The 22,203-nt window shown below is 74.0% G+C and carries 25 protein-coding genes; 10 read left to right on the forward strand and 15 right to left on the reverse strand.

Features of this window, described 5'->3' with window-relative positions; all coding sequences use genetic code 11:
* The first annotated feature begins 151 nt into the window (after positions 1-151).
* Genes ACIQVT_RS10345 through ACIQVT_RS10355 form a run of 3 tightly spaced genes read left to right on the forward strand, consistent with a single transcriptional unit; the run spans position 152 to position 3,219 of the window.
* Entirely contained in the window at positions 152-1,447 is a 1,296-nt protein-coding gene (locus ACIQVT_RS10345; RefSeq protein WP_403750384.1) for a magnesium transporter MgtE N-terminal domain-containing protein, read from the forward strand.
* Positions 1,437-2,042 (forward strand): DUF1003 domain-containing protein, encoded by a 606-nt coding sequence (locus ACIQVT_RS10350; protein WP_403750388.1) that lies wholly within the window; start codon positions 1,437-1,439, stop codon positions 2,040-2,042. The genes ACIQVT_RS10345 and ACIQVT_RS10350 overlap by 11 nt, the downstream gene beginning before the upstream one ends.
* 43 nt (positions 2,043-2,085) lie before the next feature.
* Entirely contained in the window at positions 2,086-3,219 is a 1,134-nt protein-coding gene (locus tag ACIQVT_RS10355) for an Mrp/NBP35 family ATP-binding protein (protein ID WP_403750391.1), read from the forward strand.
* A 98-nt stretch (positions 3,220-3,317) separates the two neighbouring features.
* Here ACIQVT_RS10355 and ACIQVT_RS10360 read toward each other — a convergent pair whose 3' ends face one another.
* The 4 genes from ACIQVT_RS10360 to sigE all read right to left on the reverse strand — a co-directional run bounded on the left by ACIQVT_RS10360 (position 3,318) and on the right by sigE (position 6,574).
* Positions 3,318-3,983, reverse strand: coding sequence for a hypothetical protein (locus ACIQVT_RS10360; RefSeq protein ID WP_403750393.1), 666 nt, complete (start codon positions 3,981-3,983; stop codon positions 3,318-3,320).
* A gap of 241 nt (positions 3,984-4,224) precedes the next feature.
* Entirely contained in the window at positions 4,225-4,671 is a 447-nt protein-coding gene (locus ACIQVT_RS10365; RefSeq protein WP_403750396.1) for a sec-independent translocase, read from the reverse strand.
* 164 nt (positions 4,672-4,835) lie between these two features.
* Positions 4,836-5,867, reverse strand: a complete 1,032-nt coding sequence (locus tag ACIQVT_RS10370) for a zf-HC2 domain-containing protein (protein ID WP_403750399.1) — start codon at positions 5,865-5,867, stop codon at positions 4,836-4,838.
* Complete coding sequence (gene sigE, locus ACIQVT_RS10375) at positions 5,864-6,574, reverse strand: RNA polymerase sigma factor SigE (protein ID WP_403750401.1); 711 nt, start codon at positions 6,572-6,574, stop codon at positions 5,864-5,866. Before sigE ends, ACIQVT_RS10370 begins: the two co-directional genes overlap by 4 nt.
* Positions 6,575-6,809: 235 nt before the next feature.
* Here sigE and ACIQVT_RS10380 point away from each other — a divergent pair, with 235 nt between their 5' ends.
* Entirely contained in the window at positions 6,810-7,505 is a 696-nt protein-coding gene (locus tag ACIQVT_RS10380; protein WP_403750935.1) for an O-methyltransferase, read from the forward strand.
* A 132-nt stretch (positions 7,506-7,637) separates the two neighbouring features.
* Here the strand turns inward: ACIQVT_RS10380 and ACIQVT_RS10385 are convergent, their stop codons facing one another.
* Positions 7,638-7,805: a DUF3117 domain-containing protein gene (locus ACIQVT_RS10385; RefSeq protein WP_018544333.1), complete on the reverse strand. Its 168-nt coding sequence runs from the start codon at positions 7,803-7,805 to the stop codon at positions 7,638-7,640.
* Between the two features lie 375 nt (positions 7,806-8,180).
* Between ACIQVT_RS10385 and ACIQVT_RS10390 the strand changes: the two genes are divergently transcribed.
* Positions 8,181-8,984 carry an enoyl-CoA hydratase/isomerase family protein gene (locus ACIQVT_RS10390; protein WP_403750403.1) on the forward strand — a complete coding sequence of 268 codons (804 nt, stop codon included), beginning with the start codon at positions 8,181-8,183 and terminating at the stop codon, positions 8,982-8,984.
* Positions 8,985-9,005: 21 nt separating this feature from the next.
* Here ACIQVT_RS10390 and ACIQVT_RS10395 read toward each other — a convergent pair whose 3' ends face one another.
* Positions 9,006-9,593: a DNA-3-methyladenine glycosylase I gene (locus tag ACIQVT_RS10395; RefSeq protein WP_403750405.1), complete on the reverse strand. Its 588-nt coding sequence runs from the start codon at positions 9,591-9,593 to the stop codon at positions 9,006-9,008.
* Positions 9,590-9,943, reverse strand: a complete 354-nt coding sequence (locus ACIQVT_RS10400) for a DivIVA domain-containing protein (RefSeq protein WP_403750408.1) — start codon at positions 9,941-9,943, stop codon at positions 9,590-9,592. The genes ACIQVT_RS10395 and ACIQVT_RS10400 overlap by 4 nt, the downstream gene beginning before the upstream one ends.
* Before the next feature lie 137 nt (positions 9,944-10,080).
* Between ACIQVT_RS10400 and folP the strand changes: the two genes are divergently transcribed.
* Positions 10,081-10,941 carry a dihydropteroate synthase gene (gene folP / locus ACIQVT_RS10405; protein ID WP_403750411.1) on the forward strand — a complete coding sequence of 287 codons (861 nt, stop codon included), beginning with the start codon at positions 10,081-10,083 and terminating at the stop codon, positions 10,939-10,941.
* Positions 10,942-11,021: 80 nt separating this feature from the next.
* Here folP and ACIQVT_RS10410 read toward each other — a convergent pair whose 3' ends face one another.
* Together ACIQVT_RS10410 and dapE are read right to left on the reverse strand one after the other, a co-directional pair.
* Positions 11,022-11,780: a TIGR00730 family Rossman fold protein gene (locus ACIQVT_RS10410; RefSeq protein ID WP_403750414.1), complete on the reverse strand. Its 759-nt coding sequence runs from the start codon at positions 11,778-11,780 to the stop codon at positions 11,022-11,024.
* A gap of 105 nt (positions 11,781-11,885) precedes the next feature.
* On the reverse strand, positions 11,886-12,965 hold the full coding sequence (dapE, locus tag ACIQVT_RS10415; RefSeq protein WP_403750417.1) for a succinyl-diaminopimelate desuccinylase: 1,080 nt from the start codon (positions 12,963-12,965) through the stop codon (positions 11,886-11,888).
* A 94-nt stretch (positions 12,966-13,059) separates the two neighbouring features.
* On the opposite strand from dapE, the gene ACIQVT_RS10420 reads away from it, so the two are divergent.
* Together ACIQVT_RS10420 and ACIQVT_RS10425 are read left to right on the forward strand one after the other, a co-directional pair.
* Positions 13,060-14,049, forward strand: a complete 990-nt coding sequence (locus ACIQVT_RS10420; protein WP_403750420.1) for a heavy metal transporter — start codon at positions 13,060-13,062, stop codon at positions 14,047-14,049.
* Positions 14,050-14,337: 288 nt separating this feature from the next.
* Positions 14,338-14,814: an ATP-binding protein gene (locus ACIQVT_RS10425; protein ID WP_403750423.1), complete on the forward strand. Its 477-nt coding sequence runs from the start codon at positions 14,338-14,340 to the stop codon at positions 14,812-14,814.
* Between the two features lie 84 nt (positions 14,815-14,898).
* Here the strand turns inward: ACIQVT_RS10425 and ACIQVT_RS10430 are convergent, their stop codons facing one another.
* Together ACIQVT_RS10430 and fdxA are read right to left on the reverse strand one after the other, a co-directional pair.
* Positions 14,899-15,996 (reverse strand): bifunctional succinyldiaminopimelate transaminase/glutamate-prephenate aminotransferase, encoded by a 1,098-nt coding sequence (locus tag ACIQVT_RS10430; RefSeq protein WP_403750426.1) that lies wholly within the window; start codon positions 15,994-15,996, stop codon positions 14,899-14,901.
* A 155-nt stretch (positions 15,997-16,151) separates the two neighbouring features.
* A complete protein-coding gene (fdxA, locus tag ACIQVT_RS10435) occupies positions 16,152-16,472 on the reverse strand; it encodes a ferredoxin (protein ID WP_121787075.1) in 321 nt (106 codons plus the stop codon).
* 140 nt (positions 16,473-16,612) lie between these two features.
* On the opposite strand from fdxA, the gene ACIQVT_RS10440 reads away from it, so the two are divergent.
* Together ACIQVT_RS10440 and ACIQVT_RS10445 are read left to right on the forward strand one after the other, a co-directional pair.
* Positions 16,613-17,704, forward strand: a complete 1,092-nt coding sequence (locus ACIQVT_RS10440; protein ID WP_403750428.1) for a GNAT family N-acetyltransferase — start codon at positions 16,613-16,615, stop codon at positions 17,702-17,704.
* Between the two features lie 54 nt (positions 17,705-17,758).
* Positions 17,759-18,625 carry a tetratricopeptide repeat protein gene (locus ACIQVT_RS10445; RefSeq protein ID WP_403750430.1) on the forward strand — a complete coding sequence of 289 codons (867 nt, stop codon included), beginning with the start codon at positions 17,759-17,761 and terminating at the stop codon, positions 18,623-18,625.
* A 37-nt stretch (positions 18,626-18,662) separates the two neighbouring features.
* Here the strand turns inward: ACIQVT_RS10445 and ACIQVT_RS10450 are convergent, their stop codons facing one another.
* Genes ACIQVT_RS10450 through ACIQVT_RS10465 form a run of 4 tightly spaced genes read right to left on the reverse strand, consistent with a single transcriptional unit; the run spans position 18,663 to position 22,130 of the window.
* The gene (locus ACIQVT_RS10450) at positions 18,663-19,277 is read right to left on the reverse strand and encodes a response regulator (protein ID WP_403750432.1); all 615 of its coding nucleotides are present in this window, start codon (positions 19,275-19,277) and stop codon (positions 18,663-18,665) included.
* Entirely contained in the window at positions 19,274-20,467 is a 1,194-nt protein-coding gene (locus ACIQVT_RS10455; protein WP_403750434.1) for a sensor histidine kinase, read from the reverse strand. The genes ACIQVT_RS10450 and ACIQVT_RS10455 overlap by 4 nt, the downstream gene beginning before the upstream one ends.
* A complete protein-coding gene (locus tag ACIQVT_RS10460; RefSeq protein WP_403750436.1) occupies positions 20,464-21,204 on the reverse strand; it encodes an ABC transporter permease in 741 nt (246 codons plus the stop codon). The genes ACIQVT_RS10455 and ACIQVT_RS10460 overlap by 4 nt, the downstream gene beginning before the upstream one ends.
* Positions 21,201-22,130, reverse strand: a complete 930-nt coding sequence (locus ACIQVT_RS10465) for an ABC transporter ATP-binding protein (RefSeq protein WP_403750438.1) — start codon at positions 22,128-22,130, stop codon at positions 21,201-21,203. The genes ACIQVT_RS10460 and ACIQVT_RS10465 overlap by 4 nt, the downstream gene beginning before the upstream one ends.
* Positions 22,131-22,203: the final 73 nt, after the last annotated feature.

The raw sequence follows: 22,203 nt of genomic DNA on the forward strand, positions 1-22,203 counted from the left end.
CGTCCACCCCACGGAGCCGGACCGTCGGGACCGCCCACCAGGGCGTGGCCGACCGGTACGAGCTAGCCTGAAGCGCACCCGAGCGGGTAGATCCGAGCAGATCACACACCCAGCGGTCACCCGCGAAACCCCAGGCAGAGGAAGCAGAGCCATGGCAGCCGGCGCCCCCCGGATCTTCGTCTCGCACATCGCCGGGGTCCCCGTCTTCGATCCGGCCGGCGACCAGGTGGGCCGCGTCCGCGACCTGGTCGTCATGCTGCGCGTCGGCAGACGGCCCCCACGCGTCCTGGGGCTGGTCGTCGAACTCTCCACCCGGCGCCGCATCTTCCTGCCCATGACCCGGATCACCGGCGTCGAGTCCGGCCAGGTCATCACCACCGGCGTGCTCAACGTCCGCCGCTTCGAGCAGCGGCCCACCGAGCGGCTGGTCTTCGGCGAGCTGCTGGACCGGCGGGTGACGCTGGTGGAGACCGGCGAGGAGGTCACCGTCCTCGACGTGTCCGTGCAGCAGCTGCCCGCCCGCCGGGACTGGGAGGTCGACCGGGTCTTCCTGCGCAAGGGACGCAAGGGCGGCGCGTTCCGGCGGGCCAAGGGCGAGACGCTGACCGCCGAGTGGTCGGCCGTCACCGGGTTCTCCCTCGAGGAGCACGGGCAGGGCGCGGAGAGCCTGCTCGCCACCTTCGAGCAGCTGCGCCCCGCCGACCTCGCCAACGTCCTGCACCACCTGTCGGCCAAGCGGCGCGCCGAGGTCGCGGCCGCCCTGGACGACGACCGGCTCGCGGACGTCCTGGAGGAGCTGCCCGAGGACGACCAGATCGAGATCCTGGGCAAGCTGAAGGAGGAGCGGGCGGCGGACGTGCTGGAGGCGATGGACCCCGACGACGCCGCCGACCTGCTCTCCGAGCTGCCCGAGGAGGACAAGGAACGGCTGCTGAGCCTGATGCGGCCCGCCGACGCGGCCGACGTGCGGCGCCTGATGTCGTACGAGGAGCACACGGCCGGCGGGCTGATGACCACCGAACCGATCGTGCTGCGCCCGGACGCCACCGTCGCCGACGCGCTGGCCCGGGTCCGCAACCCGGACCTCTCCCCCGCGCTCGCCGCCCAGGTGTACGTCTGCCGGCCGCCCGACGAGACCCCGACCGGCAAGTACCTCGGCACGGTGCACTTCCAGCGGCTGCTGCGCGACCCCCCGTACACGCTGGTCAGCTCGCTGGTCGACGACGACCTCCAGCCGCTGGCCCCGGGAGCCGCGCTGCCGGTCATCGCCGGGTTCTTCGCGACGTACGACATGGTCGCCGCACCCGTGGTCGACGAGTCCGGGTCGCTGCTCGGGGCGGTGACCGTGGACGACGTACTGGACCACATGCTGCCCGAGGACTGGCGGGAGACCGAGTTCCACCTGGACGAGGACGAGGGAGAGGAGGCGCCCACACATGGCTCCTGAGCGCGAGACCGGGACCAGGGAACGTCATCCGGCGGGCGCCACGGCCGCCGGCCGGCCCCGCGGCGCCCGGCTGGACCAGCCGCGCACGCCGCGCCACCGGATGCTGCCCGAGTGGGACCCGGAGGCCTTCGGCCGGCTGTCGGAGCGGATCGCCCGGTTCCTGGGGACGGGACGCTTCATCGTCTGGATGACGATCGTCATCATCGCCTGGGTGGTGTGGAACATCGCCGCCCCCGACCACCTGCGGTTCGACTCCTACCCGTTCATCTTCCTGACGCTGATGCTGTCGCTCCAGGCGTCCTACGCCGCCCCGCTGATCCTGCTGGCGCAGAACCGGCAGGACGACCGCGACCGGGTCAACCTGGAGCAGGACCGCAAGCAGAACGAGCGGTCCATCGCCGACACCGAGTACCTGACCCGGGAGGTGGCCGCGCTGCGCATCGGCCTCGGCGAGGTGGCCACCCGGGACTGGATCCGCTCGGAGCTACAGGACCTGGTGAAGGAGCTGGAGGAGCGCAGGCGCCACGACGGGCACGTCGTATTCCCGGCAGAGCGGGCGGAACGGTCGCCGGGACGTGACGCAGACGACCGCTGAGGGGCTACCCGCGGGCCCCTCGGCGCGCCGTACCATCGTCCTTATGGCTACGGAAGACGCGGTGCGCGAGGCACTGGCGACGGTGAACGACCCCGAGATCAACCGTCCGATCACCGAACTGGGGATGGTCAAGTCGGTGGAGATCGGCGCGGACGGAGCGGTCGCGGTCACCGTGTACCTGACCGTGTCCGGCTGCCCGATGCGCGACACCATCACCCAGCGCGTCACCGAGGCGGTCTCCCGGGTGGAGGGCGTCACCCGCGTCGACGTCACCCTCGACGTGATGAGCGACGAGCAGCGCAAGGAGCTGGCGAACGCCCTGCGCGGCGGCCAGACCGAGCGCGAGGTGCCCTTCGCCAAGCCGGGCAGCCTCACCCGGGTCTACGCGGTCGCCTCCGGCAAGGGTGGCGTCGGCAAGTCCTCCGTGACGGTCAACCTGGCGGCGGCGATGGCGGCCGACGGCCTGAAGGTGGGCGTGGTCGACGCCGACATCTACGGCCACAGCGTGCCGCGCATGCTGGGCGCCGACGGCCGTCCCACCCAGGTCGAGAACATGATCATGCCGCCGTCCGCGAACGGCGTGAAGGTCATCTCGATCGGCATGTTCACCCCGGGCAACGCGCCGGTGGTCTGGCGCGGCCCGATGCTGCACCGCGCGCTCCAGCAGTTCCTCGCGGACGTCTACTGGGGCGACCTGGACGTGCTGCTGCTCGACCTCCCGCCGGGCACCGGCGACATCGCGATCTCCGTGGCGCAGCTGGTGCCCAACGCCGAGATCCTGGTGGTGACGACCCCCCAGCAGGCGGCGGCCGAGGTGGCCGAGCGCGCGGGCTCCATCGCCGTGCAGACCCACCAGAAGATCGTCGGCGTGGTCGAGAACATGTCCGGCCTGCCCTGCCCGCACTGCGGCGAGATGGTCGACGTCTTCGGCACGGGCGGCGGCCAGCGGGTCGCCGACGGCCTCACCCGGACGACGGGCGCGACCGTCCCGGTCCTCGGCAGCATCCCGATCGACGTCCGCCTGCGCGAGGGCGGCGACGAGGGCAAGCCGGTGGTCCTGACCGACCCGGCCTCCCCGGCGGGCAGCGCGCTGCGGGCCATCGCCGGGAAGCTGGGCGGCAGGCAGCGGGGGCTGTCGGGCCTGTCCCTGGGGATCACGCCGAAGAACAAGTTCTGACGGGTCGCCCGGCGGCGGACATGCCGTCAGGGGGCCTGTGACGAGGGGGTGCCGGCCGCGGGCCGGCGCCCCCTCTTCGTGCGTGGGCGCCGGTGCCGTCAGGCGTAGGCGCCGATGTCCTTCACCACGGCGAAGCCGAGCCCGTACGCGCTCATCCCGCGCCCGTAGGCGCCCAGGTGCACGCCTTCCCCGGTCGTGCCGGCCAGCACCCAGCCGAACTCCGACTCCCGGTAGCAGAACGAGGCGGCGACCCCGTCCACCGGGAGGGAGAGTCTGGACCACTCCGGGCCGTCGAGGTCGTCGGCCAGGGCCCACGCGGTCTCGGTCTGCTGGTCCAGCCAGTCGTCCCGCAGGGTGTGGTCCATCTGGCCGGGCCAGGTGAAGGACAGCAGTCCCACGCCGGCCAGCCACGCCGCCGAGGACACCGATGTCGCCTCCAGCAGCCCCGTGCCGTCGGCGCTGCGTCTGGACGGCTGTGCGGCGACGGTCACCACGACCGCGAACTTCTCCCGCGCCTCCCCGGCGGAACCGGTCTCACCGCGCACGGACGGCTCGTCACCGTGCCCGATCGACCCGTGCTCGACGGCTCCGTCGGCCGCCGTGCCGACCTGCATCAGCCAGCGCGGCCCCGTGAACGCCTCGTCGAGGCCGTACCAGGGGAAGGGCGCCCGCAGGTAACCGTCGACCGTGCGCCGGGCGGAGGGGAGCTGCTGCGCGCCCTCCGCGGCCGGCGGCTGCGCGCCCACCCGACTCGTCGTCTCCATCTGCCCGGACGCCTCCTCGCTCTCGTCGGACCGGGGTCGCCCGCCCCCCTTCGGGCGTACGCGTCCGGTCCGCACAACAACTCGGCAGCATATCCACACCACCGGCGGCGACAGGGCAGGCTCCGGCCGCGCGAGGCGCGGGAAGCGCCTGTTCAGGCCGTGCGCGGTGGGTGCGCGCTATGACACGCGTCACGTGGGCGGAGCGCGCCCGCACGCGCGTGTCGGCGTGGGCGGGCGGCCCTCAGGTGGCGTCCGCGTCGAAGACCGGCCGTTCGTCCACGCCGGCCGCCTCGGGCTTCTTCGTCATGTCGACGCGGCCGCCGGACGACGTGGCGGGCGGGGACGACGGGGCGGAGGAGTCGCCGGCGCGGCCGTTGACCGCGTCCGTGACCTCGGCCATCTCCTTCTTCAGGTCGAAGCCGCTGCGGATCTCCTTCAGCCCCAGGTCGTCGCTGTCCAGGTGCTTGCGCAGGTACGTCTTGGGGTTGAGGTCCTCGAACTCGAAGTCCTTGAACTCGGGGCCCAGTTCCTGGCGGATGTCGTGCTTGGCGCTCTCCGAGAACTCGCGGATCTTCCGGATCGTGCGCGTCACGTCCTGGATGACCTTCGGGAGCTTGTCCGGACCGAAGACGAGCACGGCGAGCACGATGATCGTCACCAGCTCCAGCGGTCCTATGTCATTGAACACCTGACGCTCCTTGCGATGTCCTCGGTCGCTCAACCGTACCCGGCGTTCCCGCCGGACCGGTACCGCCCCGAGGTGAGACTTCGGTCAGTTCCGTCCCGGGGCGCCGGCACGGTTGACCGCGCCCCGGCGCCGCCGGCCGGCGGCGCCGGGCCCGTGCGGGCCGGTCAGGACGACGGGCGGGGAGCGATGGGGAACACGGAGGGCGCGGGGGTGGTGTCCGGGAGGACCGCGTCTGCGGCGGACAGCAGACCCGAGCCGGTGGCCCCGGGGAGCGCGGACCGGTCCGGGAGCGGCAGGTCCGGCACGGACATGGTCCGCTCCAGGGGGCGTATCAGCGGGGACACGGCGGCCACGCCGGCCAGTACCGGCGCCGTCAGGCCGCCCGCCGCGCCGGCCCGGGCCCGGGCCGCGCCGGGCGGCGGTCCGGGCAGCAGCGGCGCGGACAGGGAGGTCGGGACGCCTGGCACCGGCGCCGTCAGGGCGCCGGCGCGGGCGAGCAGCGGTCCCACCGGGCGGCGCCGCCGGCTGTCCGGCGTGACCGCCCCCGGACCCGCCGCGGTGTCCGCCGAACGCGCCGGGGTCACGTTGCTGCCGGTGCCCGCGCCGCCGCGGGCCTCCGCGGCCGGGCCGCCGGGGACGGCGGTGGTGACGCCGCCGAGGGCGACGGCGGCCAGTGACACCGCGCCGGCGGCGGCGAACGCGAAGCGCAGCCCGCGCGAGGACGGGCGGCCGTCGTCGGAGCGGCCGACGGGATGGACGCGGAAGCCGCGGTCCACCGGTGCGGCGCGGTCCTCGGCGAGGGGCGGCCAGCCGGGGGCACGGTGCGGGGCGTACCCGAACGGGAGGTGGTCGCCGCGCCGCGCGCCGAAGGCCCCGGTGCTCCCGGTGCCGGGGCCGGCCGCGAACGGGCCGCCGCCGGGCACCGCGCCGCCGTCCTGGCCTCCCCCGGGCAGGCCCTGGAGGCGGGCCAGGAAGCTCGCCGAGGGCGGCGGTGGGGCCGCCTCCGCGAAGACGTTCTTCAGGGCGCGCTGGGCGTCCGCCTCCGCCTTGCACCGGGCGCAGGTGGCCAGGTGGGCGAGGACCCGCTCGCGCGTCTCATGACCCAGCTCGCCGTCCACCAGGGCGGAGAGGCGGTCTCCCAGGTGCTGCTCTGCGAGGTGCGGCTCCTCGACGGGGTCCGGCCGAGATCCACTCACGCGGTCGCGCCCCCTCCCCCCAGTGCGGGGACCCGGGCCCGGAACGAGTGCCGCTCGGCCGCGCGGGCCTCCGGGGAGCGGTGCGCGAGGGCCTTGCGGAGCTGGGACCGGCCGCGGTGGATGCGGGAGCGGACCGTGCCGAGCTTCACGCCCAGGGTGGCGGCGATCTCCTCGTAGGACAATCCCTCGATGTCGCACAGGACGACGGCGGCCCGGAACTCGGGCGCCAGGGTGTCCAGGGCCTGCTGGACGTCGGCGTCGAAGTGGGCGTCGTTGAAGAGCTGCTGCGGGTTGGGTTCGCGGCTGGGCAGGCGCTCGGCCGCGTCCTCGCCGAGGGCGTCGAAGCGGATGCGCTGCTTGCGCCGCACCATGTCGAGGAAGAGGTTGGTGGTGATGCGGTGCAGCCAGCCCTCGAAGGTGCCCGGCGAGTACGTCGACAGGGAGCGGAAGACCCGGACGAAGACCTCCTGCGTGAGGTCCTCGGCGTCGTGCTGATTGCCCGTCAGACGGTAGGCCAGCCGGTAGACGCGGCCGCTGTGCGTGCTGACGATCTCGTCCCACGTGGGCGGGGTCCACGCCTGCGCGTCCGCGTCGGTGGCGAAGGTCGCGGTCTGGGTCCCGCCCGCGGCGGGACCGGAGGCGTGGCTGTCAGCGGTGTCGGTCACGGATTTCGGCCTGCCCGCCGACCCGAGGAAGCGCCGAAGCACTCCGCCCCGGTCCCCGGGTACGGCCGCACCTCCCCTGTCGGCTCTGGTGGTGTCCAGTGGAGCCCCTACCATAGCCACCTCGCCCGTTAGCTCCGGATAAGCGGTTTTACGAAAATTTGATACACGCTGATACAGCTCATACTGCTGCGTCAGCAGTTGCTCCGCCGCCTGCGCCACCTCTGCCCCCCGTCGTCTCCCCGGCCATCGGCCCCGCCAGGTAAACGCCCGGTCCCATCTGCGGGTTCCCGACGCCAACGGATACAGTCACGCCCAGGCAACCAGGGGACAGGAGAGGGTCATTACCGGCAACCGGCAGACGAGCTGGGCGTTCGCCGACGCCTTTGTCGCCGAGGACGAAGCGCTGCGCTGGGCCCGCGACCGGGCCCGCGAGGCAGGGCTGCGCTCGGTGTCGCCCGCCACGGGCGCCGCGCTCGGACTGCTCGCCGCCTCCGTGGACGCGAAGGCGGTCGCGGAGATCGGCACGGGCTGCGGGGTCTCCGGGCTGCACCTGCTGCACGGGATGCGGCCGGACGGCGTGCTCACCACGGTGGACCCGGAGCCGGAGCACCAGCAGTTCGCGCGGCAGGCCTTCCGCATCTGCGGTTTCGCCAGCAACCGGGCCCGCTTCATCCCCGGCCCCGCCCTGGACGTGCTGCCGCGGCTCGCGGACGCCGGCTACGACCTCGTCTTCTGCGACGGGGACCGGCTGGAGTACCCGGACTACCTCGCTGAATCGTTGCGTCTGCTGCGCCCCGGCGGGCTGGTGGTCTTCGAGGGCGTCTTCGCCAACGGCCGTACCGTCGACTCCGGGCCGCAGCCGACCGAGGTGCTGCGGCTGCGGGAGCTGCTGCGCGCGGTGCGCGAGAGCACGGAGCTGATCCCCTCGCTGCTGCCGGTGGGCGACGGGCTGCTGTGCGCGGTCAAGCGGTGAGCGCGGCGGGCGGCCCGGCCGGGCCGCGTGAGCGCGGCGGGCGGTGGAGCCGCGGGTGGGAGATCGGAAGACGCGGCTGCCCCGACATCGCTCACGATGCCGGGGCAGCCGGGAGGACTGATCTCCGGGACCTCAGACGACGACCTTCTTGAGGGCGTCGCCGAGCGCCTCGGCCTCGTCAGGGGTCAGCTCGACGACGAGTCGACCGCCGCCTTCGAGCGGAACGCGCATGACGATGCCCCGCCCCTCCTTGGTCACCTCGAGCGGGCCATCACCCGTCCGCGGCTTCATGGCCGCCATGCTCGTTCCCCTTCCTGAAACCAGCTCATCGTCTGCCGATACCTCCCGGAGGGAGGCACCCGCCGTCCGGAACGGACACGCGACACCGGCATCGAACACATTGCTTCCAGGCCATTATCCCGCATGGCAGGACCCGATGACCAACATCGGTCGGCATCGCTTGGGCAACGCGCGCGAGCAAAACCACTCAATTCGGCGATGTGACTGCGATACTGCGCCACCGCACGGAGCCCCGCCGACCCGGTCCGCCGGGTTTTTCTTTGACGCAGGTCACACGTCCGCTCCGGCTGCCGGGCGGTGATCTCCGTCATGCTGTCCTCAGACCTGGGCGTACCGAGCGGTACGTCACCAGCCCGGACACCGGAGGGGACCGCCATGACCGACACCGTGCTCTACGAGGTGAGCGACGGACTCGCGACGATCACGCTGAACCGCCCGGAGGCGATGAACGCGCTGGACATCGCGACGAAGACCGCCCTCCGGGAGGCGGCGGAATCCGCGGCCTCGGACACGGCCGTACGGGCGATCCTGCTGACCGCCGCCGGGGACCGGGCGTTCTGCGTGGGCCAGGACCTCAAGGAGCACATCGGACTGCTGGCCCGCGACCGGGAGACCGGGTCGGGACAGACGATGAGCACGGTCAGGGAGCACTACAACCCGATCGTGCGGGCCCTGACCGGGGCGCCGAAGCCGGTGGTCGCCGCGGTGAACGGCGTCGCGGCCGGCGCCGGCTTCGGCTTCGCGCTCGCCGCGGACCACCGGGTGGTGGCCGACACGGCCGCGTTCAACACGTCGTTCGCGGGCGTGGCGCTGACCGCCGACTCCGGCATCTCCTGGACCCTGCCGCGGGTGATCGGCCCGAGCCGCGCCACCGACCTGCTGCTCTTCCCGCGCAGCATCGGCGCGGCGGAGGCGCTGGAGCTGGGCATCGCCAACCGGGTCGTCCCCGCGGCGGAGCTGCGCGCGGAGGCGGAGCGGACGGCGCGGGCGCTGGCCGCGGGGCCGACGGTGGCGTACGCGGCGATCAAGGAGGCGGTGGCCTACGGGCTCGCCCACTCGCTCGCCGAGACGCTGGAGAAGGAGGACGAGCTCCAGACCCGGGCCGGCAGCTCCGAGGACCACGCCATCGCCGTGCGGGCGTTCGTGGCCAAGGAGCGGCCGACCTACCTGGGCCGGTAGCGCGGGGCGGTCCCGCGCCCCTCAGCGGGCGCCCCTGGCCACGCACCCCTCCAGGTGGTCGTCGACCAGCCCGCACGCCTGCATCAGGGCGTAGGCCGTCGTCGGGCCGACGAACCTGAGGCCACGCTTCTTCAGGGCCTTGGACAAGGCGGTGGACTCCGGGGTGATCGCGGGGACGTCGGCGAGGGTCCGCGGGACCGGGCGGCCCGCCGGGTTGGGTGCGTGGGACCAGACCAGGTCGTCCAGCTCGCCCTCCGCCCAGCCGGCCAGGACGCGCGCGTTGGCGAGGGTGGCGTCGACCTTGGCGCGGTTGCGGATGATGCCGGGATCGGCCAGCAGGCGGGCGCGGTCCTCGTCGGTGAAGGCGGCGACCTTCTCGATGTGGAAGCCGGCGAAGGCCGCGCGGAAACCCGGGCGGCGGCGCAGGATCGTGATCCAGGACAGGCCCGACTGGAAGGCCTCCAGGCTGATCCGCTCGAAGAGGGCGTCGTCGCCGCGGACCGGCCGGCCCCACTCCTCGTCGTGGTACGACACGTAGTCCTCGGTCGACAGGGCCCACGGGCAGCGCAGCGCGCCGTCCGGCCCGGCCAGGGCCGCTGCACCGGTCATCGCTGCTCCTCCTGCTCGCCGCCGCGGTCGGCGCGGGCGTGCGCGGCGGCCCGGGCGCCGGCCAGCGCGGACTCCAGGTCGGCGATGCGGGCGTCCCGTTCGGCCAGTTCGGCGGCGAGCCGGCCGAGCGCGTCGTCCACGTCGGCCATGCGGTAGCCGCGCGGGGTGACCGGGAAGCGCAGCGTCTCCACGTCCGCGCGGCCCACCGGGCGGTCCGCGGGCAGCGGGTCACGCAGCCGCTCCGGCGCCGCCTCGGGCAGCGGGCCGCTCTCCCCGCCGCCCACCACGGCCAGGGACACCGCGGCGACCACGACGGCCAGCGCGACGACCAGGAACAAGAACATCACCATCGCGAGGGGTCCCCACGCTCGTTACCGGACGCTGTGCCGGCAGCTGAATGTGTCAGGCTCCGATCGTGCCATGCGCGTGCGGCGGTTAGGGTCGCAGGCGGCCGTACTGCGGGACGTACTAGGAGAGGGCACAGCGGATGCTCAGGCTGGGCAGGCGGGAATTCGGGCCGCACGAGCCGGTGATCATGGCGATCGTCAACCGGACACCGGATTCCTTCTACGACCGGGGAGCGACCTTCCGCGACGAACCGGCCCTCGCGCGCGTGGAGCGGGCGGTGGCCGAGGGCGCCGCGATCATCGACATCGGCGGGGTCAAGGCGGGGCCCGGCGAGGAGGTCACGGCCGAGGAGGAGGCGCGGCGCACGGTCGGTTTCGTGGCGGAGGTGCGGCGCCGCTTCCCGGACGTGGTCATCAGCGTCGACACCTGGCGGGCCGAGGTCGGCGAGGCGGTGTGCGAGGCGGGCGCGGACCTGCTGAACGACGCGTGGGGCGGGGTCGACCCGGGGCTCGCGGAGGTCGCCGCGCGGTACGGGGCGGGGTTGGTGTGCACGCACGCGGGCGGCGCGGACCCGCGGACCCGTCCGCACCGGGTGACCTACGACGACGTGGTGGCCGACATCCTGGCGGTGACGCTGGGGCTGGCCGAGCGGGCGGTGGCCCTCGGGGTGCCCCGGGAGTCCGTGCTGATCGACCCGGGGCACGACTTCGGCAAGAACACGCGGCACAGTTTGGAGGCGACGCGGCGGCTGGACGAGATGGTCGCCACGGGGTGGCCGGTGCTGGTGTCGCTGTCCAACAAGGACTTCGTCGGCGAGTCCCTGGACCGGCCGGTGAAGGAGCGGCTGATCGGCACGCTGGCGACGACCGCGGTGTCCGCGTGGCTCGGCGCGCGGGTGTACCGGGTGCACGAGGTCGCCGAGACCCGTCAGGTGCTGGAGATGGTGGCGTCCATCGCGGGCCACCGGCCCCCCGCGGTGGCCCGCCGGGGTCTGGCGTAGGTCCGGTGGCGCCCCCCGGTCCGCCGGGAGGCGGGACCGGGGAGGGGACGCCGGGCACGGTCCCGCGCCGCGGACAGGTCCTAGCGGCCCGCCTCCTTGGAGACGAGGGCCACCGCCTCCTCCACGTCGTCCGTCACGTGGAACAGCAGCAGGTCCTTCTCCGCGGCCTTGCCCTGGGCGACCAGGGTGTTCTTCAGCCAGGCCACCAGGCCGCCCCAGTAGTCGGTGCCGAACAGGACGATCGGGAAGCGGGTGACCTTCTGGGTCTGGACCAGGGTGAGGGCCTCGAAGAGCTCGTCGAGGGTGCCGAGGCCGCCGGGGAGGACCACGAAGCCCTGCGCGTACTTCACGAACATCATCTTGCGGACGAAGAAGTAGCGGAAGTTGAGGCCGATGTCGACGTAGGGGTTGAGCCCCTGCTCGAAGGGAAGCTCGATGCCGAGGCCGACCGAGATGCCCTTCGCCTCGCACGCGCCCTTGTTGGCCGCCTCCATCGCGCCCGGGCCGCCGCCGGTGATCACCGCGAAGCCGGCCTCCACCAGACCGCGGCCGAGCCGTACGCCCGCCTCGTACTCCGGTGAGTCCGCCGCCGTCCGCGCGGAGCCGAACACGCTGATGGCCGGCGGGAGTTCGGCGAGGGTGCCGAAGCCCTCGATGAACTCCGACTGGATGCGCAGCACCCGCCAGGGGTCGGTGTGCACCCAGTCGGTGGGGGCGCGTTCGTCCAGCAGCCGCTGGTCGGTCGTGCTGGCCGTCACCTGCCCCCGCCGCCGGAGGACCGGTCCGAGCCGCTGCTCGTCCGGCGGCTGCTTCTTCCCCTCGGGGTTTCCGGTAGCCATGTGCGCTCCCTCCGCTTGCCGGTAGTTCGATCTCAGCCTAGATCCACCCGGGTTACGGAGGGGGGACGCGCGCGTGACCGCCGCGGGTTGCGCCGCGCGCGTCCGCTACGCGGTGAGCCAGTCGCGCAGGCGCTCCTCGCCGGCCAGGATCTTCGCCGTCTCCACCCTCTCGTCGCGCTTGTGGGCCAGGTGCGGGTTGCCGGGGCCGTAGTTGACCGCGGGGATGCCGAGCGCGGAGAAGCGGGAGACGTCCGTCCAGCCGTACTTGGGCCGCGGGAGGCCGCCCACCGCCTCGATGAAGGCCGCGGCGGCCGGGTGGGAGAGGCCGGGCAGCGCCCCGCCGCTGTGGTCGTCCACCACGAACTCCTCGACGCCGCAGTCCGCGAAGACCTCGTGGACGTGCGCGACCGCCTCCTCCTCGGTGCGGTCGGGGGCGTAGCGGAAGTTGACGGTCACCACGCACTCGTCGGGGATGACGTTGCCCGCCACTCCTCCGGCGATCCCCACGGCGTTCAGGCCCTCGCGGTACTCCAGGCCGTCGATGACCGGCCGGCGGGGCTCGTAGGACGCCAGCCGGGCCAGCACGGGGGCGGCCGCGTGGATGGCGTTGGAGCCCATCCAGCCGCGCGCCGAGTGCGCCCGCTCGCCGCCGGTCCGCAGCAGCATCCGCAGCGTGCCCTGGCAGCCGCCCTCGACCTCCCCGTCGGAGGGCTCCAGCAGGATGGCGAAGTCGCCCGCCAGCCACTCCGGGTGGGCCTCGGCGACGTGCTTGAGGCCGTTGAGGTCGGCGGTGACCTCCTCGTTGTCGTAGAAGACGAAGGTCAGGTCGCGGTTGGGGGCGGGGACCGTGGCCGCGATGCGCAGCTGGACCGCCACGCCCGACTTCATGTCACAGGTGCCGCAGCCCCACAGCACGCCGTCCTCGTCCAGCCGCGAGGGCACGTTGCCGGCGATCGGGACGGTGTCGATGTGGCCGGCCAGGATGACCCGCTCGGCCCGGCCCAGGTCCGTACGGGCGATCACGTTGTTGCCGTGGCGGTCGACCGTCAGGTGCGGCAACGCGCGCAGGGCGGCCTCGATCGCGTCCGCGAGCGGCTTCTCGGTGCCGCTCTCCGAAGGGAGGTCCACGAGCCGCGCGGTGAGCGCGGCGGCGTCCAGCGTGAGGTCAAGCGAGGTGTCGGCCATGGCCCCGACCCTAGCGCGCCGGCCGGCGGCGCCGGGGTCCGCACGGAGCGGTCCCCCGGCCGGGGCCGGCCGCCCGCTCCAGTACCTTGTACGCGTGTCAGAGCCGACCCCCACCCGTTCCCGGCGTCGAGGCCGCCTCCTGCGCCTCGCCGCGGCCCTGTTGGTCCTGTGCGGTGTCGTCGCCTACCTCGTCGTGCAGTACGTCACCGGCGGTGGCGGACGCGGCTGCGAGGTGGTCCCGGCCGCGGGCGGCGGGGCGTCGTACCAGTTCACTCCCGAGCAGGCGGTGAACGCGGCGACGATCGCCGCCGTCGGCACCGGGCGCGGGATGCCCGAGCGGGCCGTGACCATCGCGCTGGCCACCGCCCTCCAGGAGTCGGGGCTGCGTAACATCGGGCACGGCGACCGGGATTCGCTCGGCCTGTTCCAGCAGCGGCCCTCGCAGGGCTGGGGCACCGAGCGGCAGATCATGGACCCCGCGTACGCGGCGGGCATCTTCTACGCGCATCTGGCGAAGGTGCCGGACTACACCGGCCTGCCGCTGACGGTGGCCGCGCAGCGGGTGCAGCGCAGCGGCTACCCGGAGGCGTACGCCAAGCACGAGCCGGACGCGGCGCTGCTGGCGGCGGCTCTGACCGGGCGGGCGGCGGCCTCACTGACCTGCGACGGGCGCCCGCAGCGCACGGCCTCGCCGACCGGCCCCGACGCCGTACGGGCGGCGCTGGTGCGGGACTTCGGGCGCGACGCGCTCCAGGAGACCGGCGCGGAGGTCGGCGGGACGCCCGTGCCGTCGCCCTCGCCCTCGCCGAGCGTGACGGCGAGCGCGCACGGGCGGACGGTGACCGTTCCGGTGTCGCGGGGCGCGCGGCGGGACGCGAGCGGGCGCGGCGAGCTGGCGCGGGGCTGGCAGCTGGCGCAATGGGCGGTCGCCAACTCCTCGGCGCTGCACATCCGGCGGGTGTCGTACGCGGGACGGGTGTGGACCGCCGAGAGCGGGGGCGACGCGTGGGGCCGGTCCCGTCCGCAGGGGGCCGGCGGCGCGGAACGGTCCGTGGGGGCCGTGCGGATCGAGGCCGGACAGTAGTACGACGGGTCACTCCGGCGGGTTGCGCGGTGCCGGGGTGCCCGGCGGCCCGGCCGGTGGGGGCGCGGACCGGCGAAGCCCTTGGGGCACACGGGGTGGAAGGATTCTGCCGACTACTTACGCCACACTGTTTGCCCGTTTTTATCCACACCTGATAATGCGATGCGTTATCCATTCTTTACCCGGGCCGTCCGCAACCTTCGCGGCGCTCGAGCGGTAGTCACGGCGTCCGGGACCGGACACACCCCGTCCCGGACACACCGTTTACCTCCCGTCGAATGGAGCACCATGTCCCTCCCCCTGACCCGCCGGATCGCCCGTGCCGCGCTGCTCGTCGCAGCGGGAGCGGCCGCCGGGGTCGGTGCGGCCGGCTCCGCCGGTGCGGCCACGAACCTGCCGGCCACCCCGAACCTGGGCGGCCTGACCGCCCTGGACGGGGCGCACCTCGGCAAGACCGTGGACGGTGCCGCGCAGGGCGCCACCGGTCTCGCCGGCGAGGCCGGCGCGAAGACCGTCAAGCAGGCGGTGCCGGCCGCGGGCAGGACCGGCGGCGGCGCCGTGAAGAAGGCGGCGCCCGCGGCGCAGCGGGCCGCGGGGGACGTGGCCGGGGGCGCGGGCGGTGTCCTCGGGGACGCCGCGGCCGGCGCGACGAAGGGTGGGCTGCCGACGGACTCGCTGACCAAGGGCGGCCTGCCGACCGGGTCCCTCACCAAGGGCGGCCTGCCCACGTCGTCCCTGCCGACCAAGGGCCTGCCGCTCGGCTGAGCCTCCGGTCCGGCCGCCGAAGGGGTCCAGGTCCTCCTGGGCCCCTTCGGTCCGTCCGGCGGACGGCGCCCGGCGGTGCGGCGGCTACGCGGTCAGCCGGGCCGCCGCCGCGTGGACGCGTTCGTCCGTCGCGGTCAGGGCCACGCGGACGAAGTTCCCGCCCGCCGGACCGTAGAAGTCGCCCGGGGCCACCAGGATGCCCAGGTCGGCCAGGTGGGACACGGTGGTCCAGCAGGACTCGTCCCGGGTGGCCCAGAGGTAGAGGCTCGCCTCGCTGTGCTCGATGCGGAAGCCGTGGGACAGCAGGGCCGCCCGGAGCACGTCGCGGCGGGCCGCGTAGCGCGCGCGCTGCTCCAGGACGTGCGTGTCGTCGCCGAGGGCGGCGACGATCGCGGCCTGCGTCGGCGCGGAGGTCATCATGCCGCCGTGCTTGCGGATCTCCAGCAGCGGGCCGAGCACCGCCGGGTCGCCGGCGACGAACGCCGCGCGGTAGCCCGCCAGGTTGGACCGCTTGGACAGGGAGTGGACGGCGAGGATGCCGTCGTAGGAGCCGCCGTTGACGTCGGGGTGCAGCACCGAGACCGGGTCGGCCTCCCAGCCCAGCTCCAGGTAGCACTCGTCGGCGACCAGCAGGACGCCGTGCTCACGGGCCCAGGCGACGATCCGGGCCAGCTCCCGCTTCGGGACGACCTTGCCGGTCGGGTTCGACGGGGAGTTGAGCCACAGCAGCCGCAGCCGCGACGGGTCCAGCTCGGTGGGGTCGTCGTACACCTCGTGCTCCGCGCGGGCGAGGCGGGCGCCGACCTCGTAGGTCGGGTAGGCGAGGCGCGGATGAGCGACCGTGTCGCCGGGGCCGAGACCGAGCTGGGTGGGCAGCCAGGCGACCAGTTCCTTGGAGCCGACGACCGGCAGGACGTGCCGGTGGGTGAGGTCGCGGGCGCCGAGGCGACGCTCCAGCCAGCCGGTGATCGCGTCACGCAGCGCCGGGGTGCCCCAGACCGTCGGATAGCCCGGGGAGTCGGCCGCGTCGACGAGGGCCTTCTGGATCAGCTCGGGGACCGGGTCGACGGGGGTGCCGACGGAGAGGTCGACGATGCCGTCCGGGTGGGCCGCCGCCGTCTGCTTGTACGGGGCCAGCCGGTCCCACGGGAAGTCGGGAAGGCGGTCGGTGACTGCGGACACGATGGATGGCTCACTTTCGTCGGGGCGGCCCTGCGCCTCGGTCCCGTGCGGCGGCGATCGGGACGATCGGGCCGTACGGGACCGGGGCGGCACCGGAGTCCCCCGGTCCGGGCGGGGCCGGGTTCCGGGGGCGGGGCCGCTCGGCGCTCAGACGGTCACTCGCCCTGCGGCGGCAGCGCGGCGACGAAGGGGTGGTCGCGCTCGATCAGTCCCAGTTTGCTGGCACCGCCGGGCGAGCCCAGGTCGTCGAAGAACTCGACGTTGGCCTTGTAGTAGTCCTTCCACTCCTCCGGAGTGTCGTCCTCGTAGAAGATCGCCTCGACCGGGCAGACCGGCTCACAGGCACCACAGTCGACGCATTCGTCCGGGTGGATGTACAAGGACCGCTGGCCCTCGTAGATGCAGTCGACCGGGCACTCCTCGATGCACGCCTTGTCCTTCACGTCGACACAAGGCTGCGCGATGACGTAGGTCACGCTGTCGTTCCTCCTCGATAGGGCGCTGGCGGGCCTCCTCAGGCTCCGCCGCCTGGCGCGCGGGAGCGCGGCGTCGTCGATGCCCGCCCCTAGTATCTCCGTTCCGGAGCATGATCCGAACAGGAGGGGTGAACTGACCAGTGGAAATCTCGGCGAGTGGACGCCTCGAAGTCCGTATCACCCCAGATGACGTGGGAAAACGAGTCTCCGTCAGGCGCCTGGCCGAACCCGGTGCGGCGCCCGAGAAGTTCACCGACACGGTCGGTGTTCTCACATCATGGGACGATGGCGTGCTCATGATCACACGACGGGACGGCGAGCGGGTCGGAATCCCGCAATCCGCGCTGGTGGCGGGGAAGGTCGTCCCCGCCGCGCCGGCGCGCCGCCGGGGGCCCGCCGCCTCCTACCGGGAGCTGGCGCACGTCGCCGCGCGCGCGTGGCGACCGGTGGAGAGCGAGCGGCTCGGCGAGTGGGAGCTGCGGGCCGCCGCCGACGCGGCGCCGCACGAGCCGGGCCGGGCGCCCGCACCGCGCACGGGCTTCACCCGGCGGGCCAACAGCGTGCTCCCGCTCGGCGACCCCGGCCTCCCGCTGGACGCCGCCCTGGACGCCGTACGACGCTGGTACGGCGAGCGCGGCCTGCCCGCCTACGCGCAGATCGCGACCGGCGCCGAGGGCACCCAGGAGGTGCTGGCCGCCGAGCTGGAGCGGCGCGGCTGGACGCGGGAGGTGAGTGCCGGACTGTGGACCGCCGCCCTCGCGCCCGTCGCCGACCGGGCCGGCGGCGCGGACGTGGTCCTGTCCCGCACCGTGGACGAGGCCTGGCTCGCGCGCTACCGGCGCGCGGGGGTGGGCGAGGCGGCCCTGCGGGTGCTCGGGGGCGGGAGCGGGGACGGGCCGTCGCTGTGGTTCGCGTCCGTGCCCGGCCCGGCGGCCGGTGAGCCGCCGGCGGCGATCGGGCGGTGTGCCGTGGACGGGCGGTGGGCCGGGTTCGCGGCGGTCGAGGTCGATCCCGGCCGGCGGCGGCAGGGACTGGCCACCGAGGTGATGGCCGCGCTGGCCCGGCGCGCGCTGGACGAGGGCGCGTCGGCGGCCTGGCTCCAGGTCGAGACGGACGACGAGGCCGCGCGGGCGCTGTACACGGCGCTCGGTTTCACCCCGCACCACGTGTACCACCACTACCGGGCACCGTCCTCGGGACCGCGGGAGCCCGCCGGTCCCGGACCGACGTAGAACCGGGACCGGAAGACGGTCGTAGAACGGCCGTGGGAAGGGCAGGAGCCTGCCATGCATCACCCGTATCTGCCGCCCCCCTACCCGCCGCCGCCGGAGCGCTCCGCCGAACTGCGGCAGCGGTTCGCCGAGGAGGCCCGCTCCGAGCGGCCGGACCTGTCCGCCCTGTGCCTGCTGATCGGCGCGGAGGCGGACGGCTCGCTGGACGAGGCCGGCATCGACACCGCGCAGGCGGAGCTGGACCGGCTGGCGGGCGAGCTGCCCTACCGGCCGGGCGGGCCGCGGGCGTGGGCCGAGGCCGTGCGGGGGCTCCTGGGCGCCCGCCACGGGTTCCGCGGGACGCCCGGCGACTACCAGCGGCTGGAGTCCTCGCTGCTGCACGAGGTGCTGCGGCGGCGGCGCGGGCTGCCGATCCTGCTGTCGGTGGTGTGGCTGGAGGTCGCGCGCCGGGCCGGCGCCCCGGTGTACGGCGTCGCGCTGCCGGGGCACTTCGTGGTCGGGTTCGGGTCGGGACCGGAGCAGGTGCTGGCCGATCCGTTCGACGAGGGCCGGGTGCTGACCGGGGCGGACGCGGAGCTGCTGGTGGCGGGCGGCACGGGCGCGTCGCTGGATCCGGCCCTGCTGGAACCGGCGCCGCCCCTGGAGGTCGTGCAGCGGGTCCTGAACAACATCCGGGCGTGGGCCGCGGCGCGGCCGGAACGCTCGGACATCGCCCTGCGCGCGGTGGAGCTGGGGCTGCTCGTCCCCGCGCATCCGGCGCGGCTGCGCTACGAACGCGGACAGCTGCTGGTGCAGCGCGGCCAGTTCACCGCGGGCGCCGACGAGCTGGACGCGTACGCCGAGCTGATCGAGGTGGTCGACGAGCCGGCCGCCGGCAAGGTGCGCCAGGAGGCGCGCATCGCGCGGTCCAAGCTCAACTGAAGACCGGCCCGCGCCACCGTCGTCCGGCGGCGGCCCCTCACAGCCAGCCCTTCTCCCGGGCGATCCGCACGGCCTCCGCGCGGTTGCGCACGGCCAGCTTCTGTATGGCGGTGGAGAGGTAGTTGCGGACCGTGCCCTGGGACAGGTGCAGGGCGCGGGCCAGTTCGGCGTTGGTGGAGCCGTCGGCCGCCGCGCGCAGCACCTCGCGCTCGCGCTCGGTGAGCGGGTTGGCGCCGTCGGCGAGCGCGGCGGCGGCCAGGGTCGGGTCGATCACCCGCTCCCCGGCCAGCACCCGGCGGACCGCCTCGGCGAGCTGGGCGGCCGGGGCGTCCTTGACGAGGAAGGCGTCGGCGCCCGCCTCCATGGCGCTGCGCAGGTAGCCGGGCCGGCCGAAGGTGGTGAGGACGACCAGCTTGACCAGCGGGAAGGCGCGGTGGACCTGGGCGGCGGCCTCGATGCCGGTGCAGCCGGGCATCTCGATGTCGAGCAGGGCGACGTCCACACCGTGCTCGTCGACGGCCGCGAGCACCTCGTCGCCGCGCGCGACCTGGGCGACGACCTCGATGTCGTCCTCCAGGCCGAGCAGTGCCGCCAGCGCCTCGCGGACCATCGACTGGTCCTCGGCCAGCAGGACTCTGATCATGCTCGTCATGCCCCGGATCCTATGTCCGCCGGGGCGGCCGCGGGCACGCGGGCCACCAGCCGGAACCCGTGCCTGATCCGGCCCGCCTCCAGGCCGCCGCCCGCCTTCTCCAGCCGCTCGGTCAGCCCGGTCAGGCCGTTGCCGGGGCCCGCCCCGGAGCCGCCCTTGCCGTCGTCCTCGACGCAGAGTTCGAGCACCGGCCCGTCCAGGGTCTGGCGGCGATGCAGCCGGACGGCGCAGCGGTCGGCGCCGCTGTGCCGGACCACGTTGGTGACCGCCTCGCGCAGCGCCCAGGCGAGCGCGGACTCGGCCTCCTCGCCGACTCCGTCGAGGTCGGGCTCGGCGGGCAGGTCGGCGGTGACCCCGGCGGCGGTCAGGGCGACCTGGACACCGGCGAGTTCGGCGGCGAGCCGGGGCCGGCGGTAGCCGGTGACGGCCTCCCGCACGTCGATCAGGGCCTGCCGGCTGACCTGCTCGATGTCGGCGACCTGCTGCGCGGCCCCCTCGGGCCGGTCGGGCAGCATCCGGCCGGCCAGCTCGCTCTTCAGCGTGATCAGCGACAGCGAGTGGCCGAGCAGGTCGTGCAGGTCGCGGGCGAGGCGGAGGCGCTCCTCGTTGGCGGCGAGCTGGGCGACGGTCGCCCGGGCCTTGCGCAGCTCGATCGTGGTGCGCACGAGCTGGCCGACCCCCGTCATCGCGAACCCGATGAGCAGCACGAGGATGAGCAGCCCTCGCGCCTCGCGCTCGTCGGAGCGCAGGCCGATCAGATACATCACCAGCGCGGAGGCCGGGATGGCCCAGTAGGCCGCCCGCAGCGGCAGGGTGGCTCCCCAGGCGACCGACAGGTAGACGAAGAGGCCCAGCCAGGCGCTGCCCAGGGTGAGGGCCAGCACGGGGGCGAGGACGCCCAGGACCCCGCCCAGGGTGAGCACCACGCGCGGGGCGAACGGGCGGCCGATGTTGCGGAAGACCAGCGTCAGGTAGACGCCCACGAACGCGGCGAGGCCCAGTGAGCCGGCCACGGTGGCACCGGTGGTGTGGTCGCCGTGGACCAGGTCGCCGACCGGGGAGCTGAGGAAGACCAGCCAGACGCCGATCCAGAGCGTCTTGACCATCAGCTCGCGCCGGTTGCGGGGCGGCCAGCCCACGGGGGCGGGCCGCGCGGTTCCTGCCTGCCGGTCTTCCGTCATGACGCTCACGCCTTCAGCGTGTCCTTCCGGTACAGCCAGGCCGCGCCACCCGCGAAGACGGCGAAGGAGACGGCGAGGACGGCGAGGTCGCGGGTGTGCGGGGCCTGGCTCTGTTCGATCGCCCGCCCGAGGGAAGCGTACGCGTGCGTGGGCAGCCACTCGGCGATGTCCTGGAGCCAGCCCGGGAAGGTCGTCGTCGGCATCCAGAGGCCGCCCAGCATGGACAGCCCGAAGTAGGTGATCATGGTGATCGGGCGGACCGCGTCGCCGCTGGCGAGGTAGCCGAGGGCGACGCCGAGCGCGGCGAAGACCAGGCTGCCGGCCCAGATGGCGCCGCTGAGGGCCAGCCACTGCCAGGCCTCCAGGCGTACGTCCTTCACCGCCGCGGCGACCACGAACACGATCAGGATGGACGGCAGGCTGACCACGGCCGCGCCGGCGGTCTTGGCGAGCACGTAGCCGCGCCCGGGCAGGGTGGTCAGCCGCAGTTGCCGTACCCAGCCGTTCTCGCGCTCCTTGGCGATGCGCTCGCTGTTGCCCATCAGGACGGCCGTCAGCGCGCCGAAGGACGCCATGGAGACCATCATGTACGTCGGCAGGGTCAGGCCCGTGCCGTCGATCTTCTCGTGGCTGTCGGCGTTGCCCGCGATGAGCAGGAACAGGCCGGCGGGATAGATCACGGAGAAGAACAGGAACTTGCGGTTGCGCAGGGCGCGGGTGAGTTCCAGTCTGATCAGGCTGTTCACGACTGCTTCGCCTCCTCGGCGGCGGTGATGGCGACGAAGGCCTGCTCCAGGCCGAGCCCGGCGACTTCGAGGTTGCGGGGGTACAGGCCGAGGCCGTACAGGGCGTGGACGGTCGCGTCGGCGTCGGCGGACTGGATGCGGACGGTCTGGCCCGACACGTCCAGGGACGTGAGGTGCGGCAGGGCGCGCAGGGCGCTCGTGTCGATGTCGCCCGTCAGGTCGAAGGAGACGCGGCGGGCACCGGCCCTGGCCTTGATCTCGGCGGCGGTGCCGTCGGCGAGGAGCCGTCCCCGGTGCAGCACCAGCACCCGGTCGGCGATGGCGTCGGCCTCCTCCAGGTAGTGCGTGGCGAAGAGGACCGTACGGCCCCGGTCGGCCTGTTCGCGCATGGTCGCCCAGAACGCCTGCCGGGCGGAGACGTCCATGCCGGTGGTCGGTTCGTCCAGCACGATCAGGTCGCTGTCGCCGGCGGTGGCGAGGGCGAAGCGGACGCGCTGGGCCTGGCCGCCGGAGAGCTTGTCGACCTTGCGGCCGGCGATCTGCGTGACACCCGCCCGGGCGAGCACGTCGGCCACCGGGTACGGCCTGGGATGCAGCGAGCAGGCCAGCTTGACCAGCTCGGCGACGGTGACCTCGTCCATCAGGCCGCCGCTCTGGAGCATGGCCCCGACCCGTCCCGCGACGATCGCCTCGCGCGGGCTGGTGCCGAACAGGCGGACCGCGCCGCTGTCGGCCTGCTTCAGCCCGAGGAGCAGGTCGAGGGTGGTGGACTTGCCGGCCCCGTTCGGGCCGAGGAGGGCGACGGTCTCGCCCGGTTCCAGCCGGAGCGTGAGGCCGTCGACGGCCCGCACGCTCCCGTACGTCTTGGTCACCTGGTCGAACCCGACCACCGGGGTGGTGGTGGCCGGCGCCGCTGTCGTCGTCATGCCGTCCATGCTGGCGGAGCGGGCACCCGACCCGGCAGTGCCGGGGGTCCTGTGTGCCGGATGACAGATGTCA

Source organism: Streptomyces sp. NPDC100445, assembly GCF_044759735.1.
In the GTDB taxonomy this organism is placed as follows: Bacteria; Actinomycetota; Actinomycetes; order Streptomycetales; family Streptomycetaceae; genus Streptomyces.

What these genes read in the sequence shown, in the direction of transcription:
- ACIQVT_RS10465 (WP_403750438.1), bottom strand. Translation starts at nt 22,130, where the DNA reads ATGACGACGACAGCGGCGCCGGCCACCACCACCCCGGTGGTCGGGTTC.
- ACIQVT_RS10385 (WP_018544333.1), bottom strand. Translation starts at nt 7,805, where the DNA reads ATGGCGGCCATGAAGCCGCGGACGGGTGATGGCCCGCTCGAGGTGACC.
- ACIQVT_RS10345 (WP_403750384.1), top strand. Translation starts at nt 152, where the DNA reads ATGGCAGCCGGCGCCCCCCGGATCTTCGTCTCGCACATCGCCGGGGTC.
- ACIQVT_RS10445 (WP_403750430.1), top strand. Translation starts at nt 17,759, where the DNA reads ATGCATCACCCGTATCTGCCGCCCCCCTACCCGCCGCCGCCGGAGCGC.
- dapE (WP_403750417.1), bottom strand. Translation starts at nt 12,965, where the DNA reads ATGGCCGACACCTCGCTTGACCTCACGCTGGACGCCGCCGCGCTCACC.
- ACIQVT_RS10355 (WP_403750391.1), top strand. Translation starts at nt 2,086, where the DNA reads ATGGCTACGGAAGACGCGGTGCGCGAGGCACTGGCGACGGTGAACGAC.
- ACIQVT_RS10390 (WP_403750403.1), top strand. Translation starts at nt 8,181, where the DNA reads ATGACCGACACCGTGCTCTACGAGGTGAGCGACGGACTCGCGACGATC.
- ACIQVT_RS10350 (WP_403750388.1), top strand. Translation starts at nt 1,437, where the DNA reads ATGGCTCCTGAGCGCGAGACCGGGACCAGGGAACGTCATCCGGCGGGC.
- ACIQVT_RS10410 (WP_403750414.1), bottom strand. Translation starts at nt 11,780, where the DNA reads ATGGCTACCGGAAACCCCGAGGGGAAGAAGCAGCCGCCGGACGAGCAG.
- ACIQVT_RS10400 (WP_403750408.1), bottom strand. Translation starts at nt 9,943, where the DNA reads ATGGTGATGTTCTTGTTCCTGGTCGTCGCGCTGGCCGTCGTGGTCGCC.
- ACIQVT_RS10395 (WP_403750405.1), bottom strand. Translation starts at nt 9,593, where the DNA reads ATGACCGGTGCAGCGGCCCTGGCCGGGCCGGACGGCGCGCTGCGCTGC.
- ACIQVT_RS10450 (WP_403750432.1), bottom strand. Translation starts at nt 19,277, where the DNA reads ATGACGAGCATGATCAGAGTCCTGCTGGCCGAGGACCAGTCGATGGTC.
- ACIQVT_RS10360 (WP_403750393.1), bottom strand. Translation starts at nt 3,983, where the DNA reads ATGGAGACGACGAGTCGGGTGGGCGCGCAGCCGCCGGCCGCGGAGGGC.
- ACIQVT_RS10425 (WP_403750423.1), top strand. Translation starts at nt 14,338, where the DNA reads ATGTCCCTCCCCCTGACCCGCCGGATCGCCCGTGCCGCGCTGCTCGTC.
- folP (WP_403750411.1), top strand. Translation starts at nt 10,081, where the DNA reads ATGCTCAGGCTGGGCAGGCGGGAATTCGGGCCGCACGAGCCGGTGATC.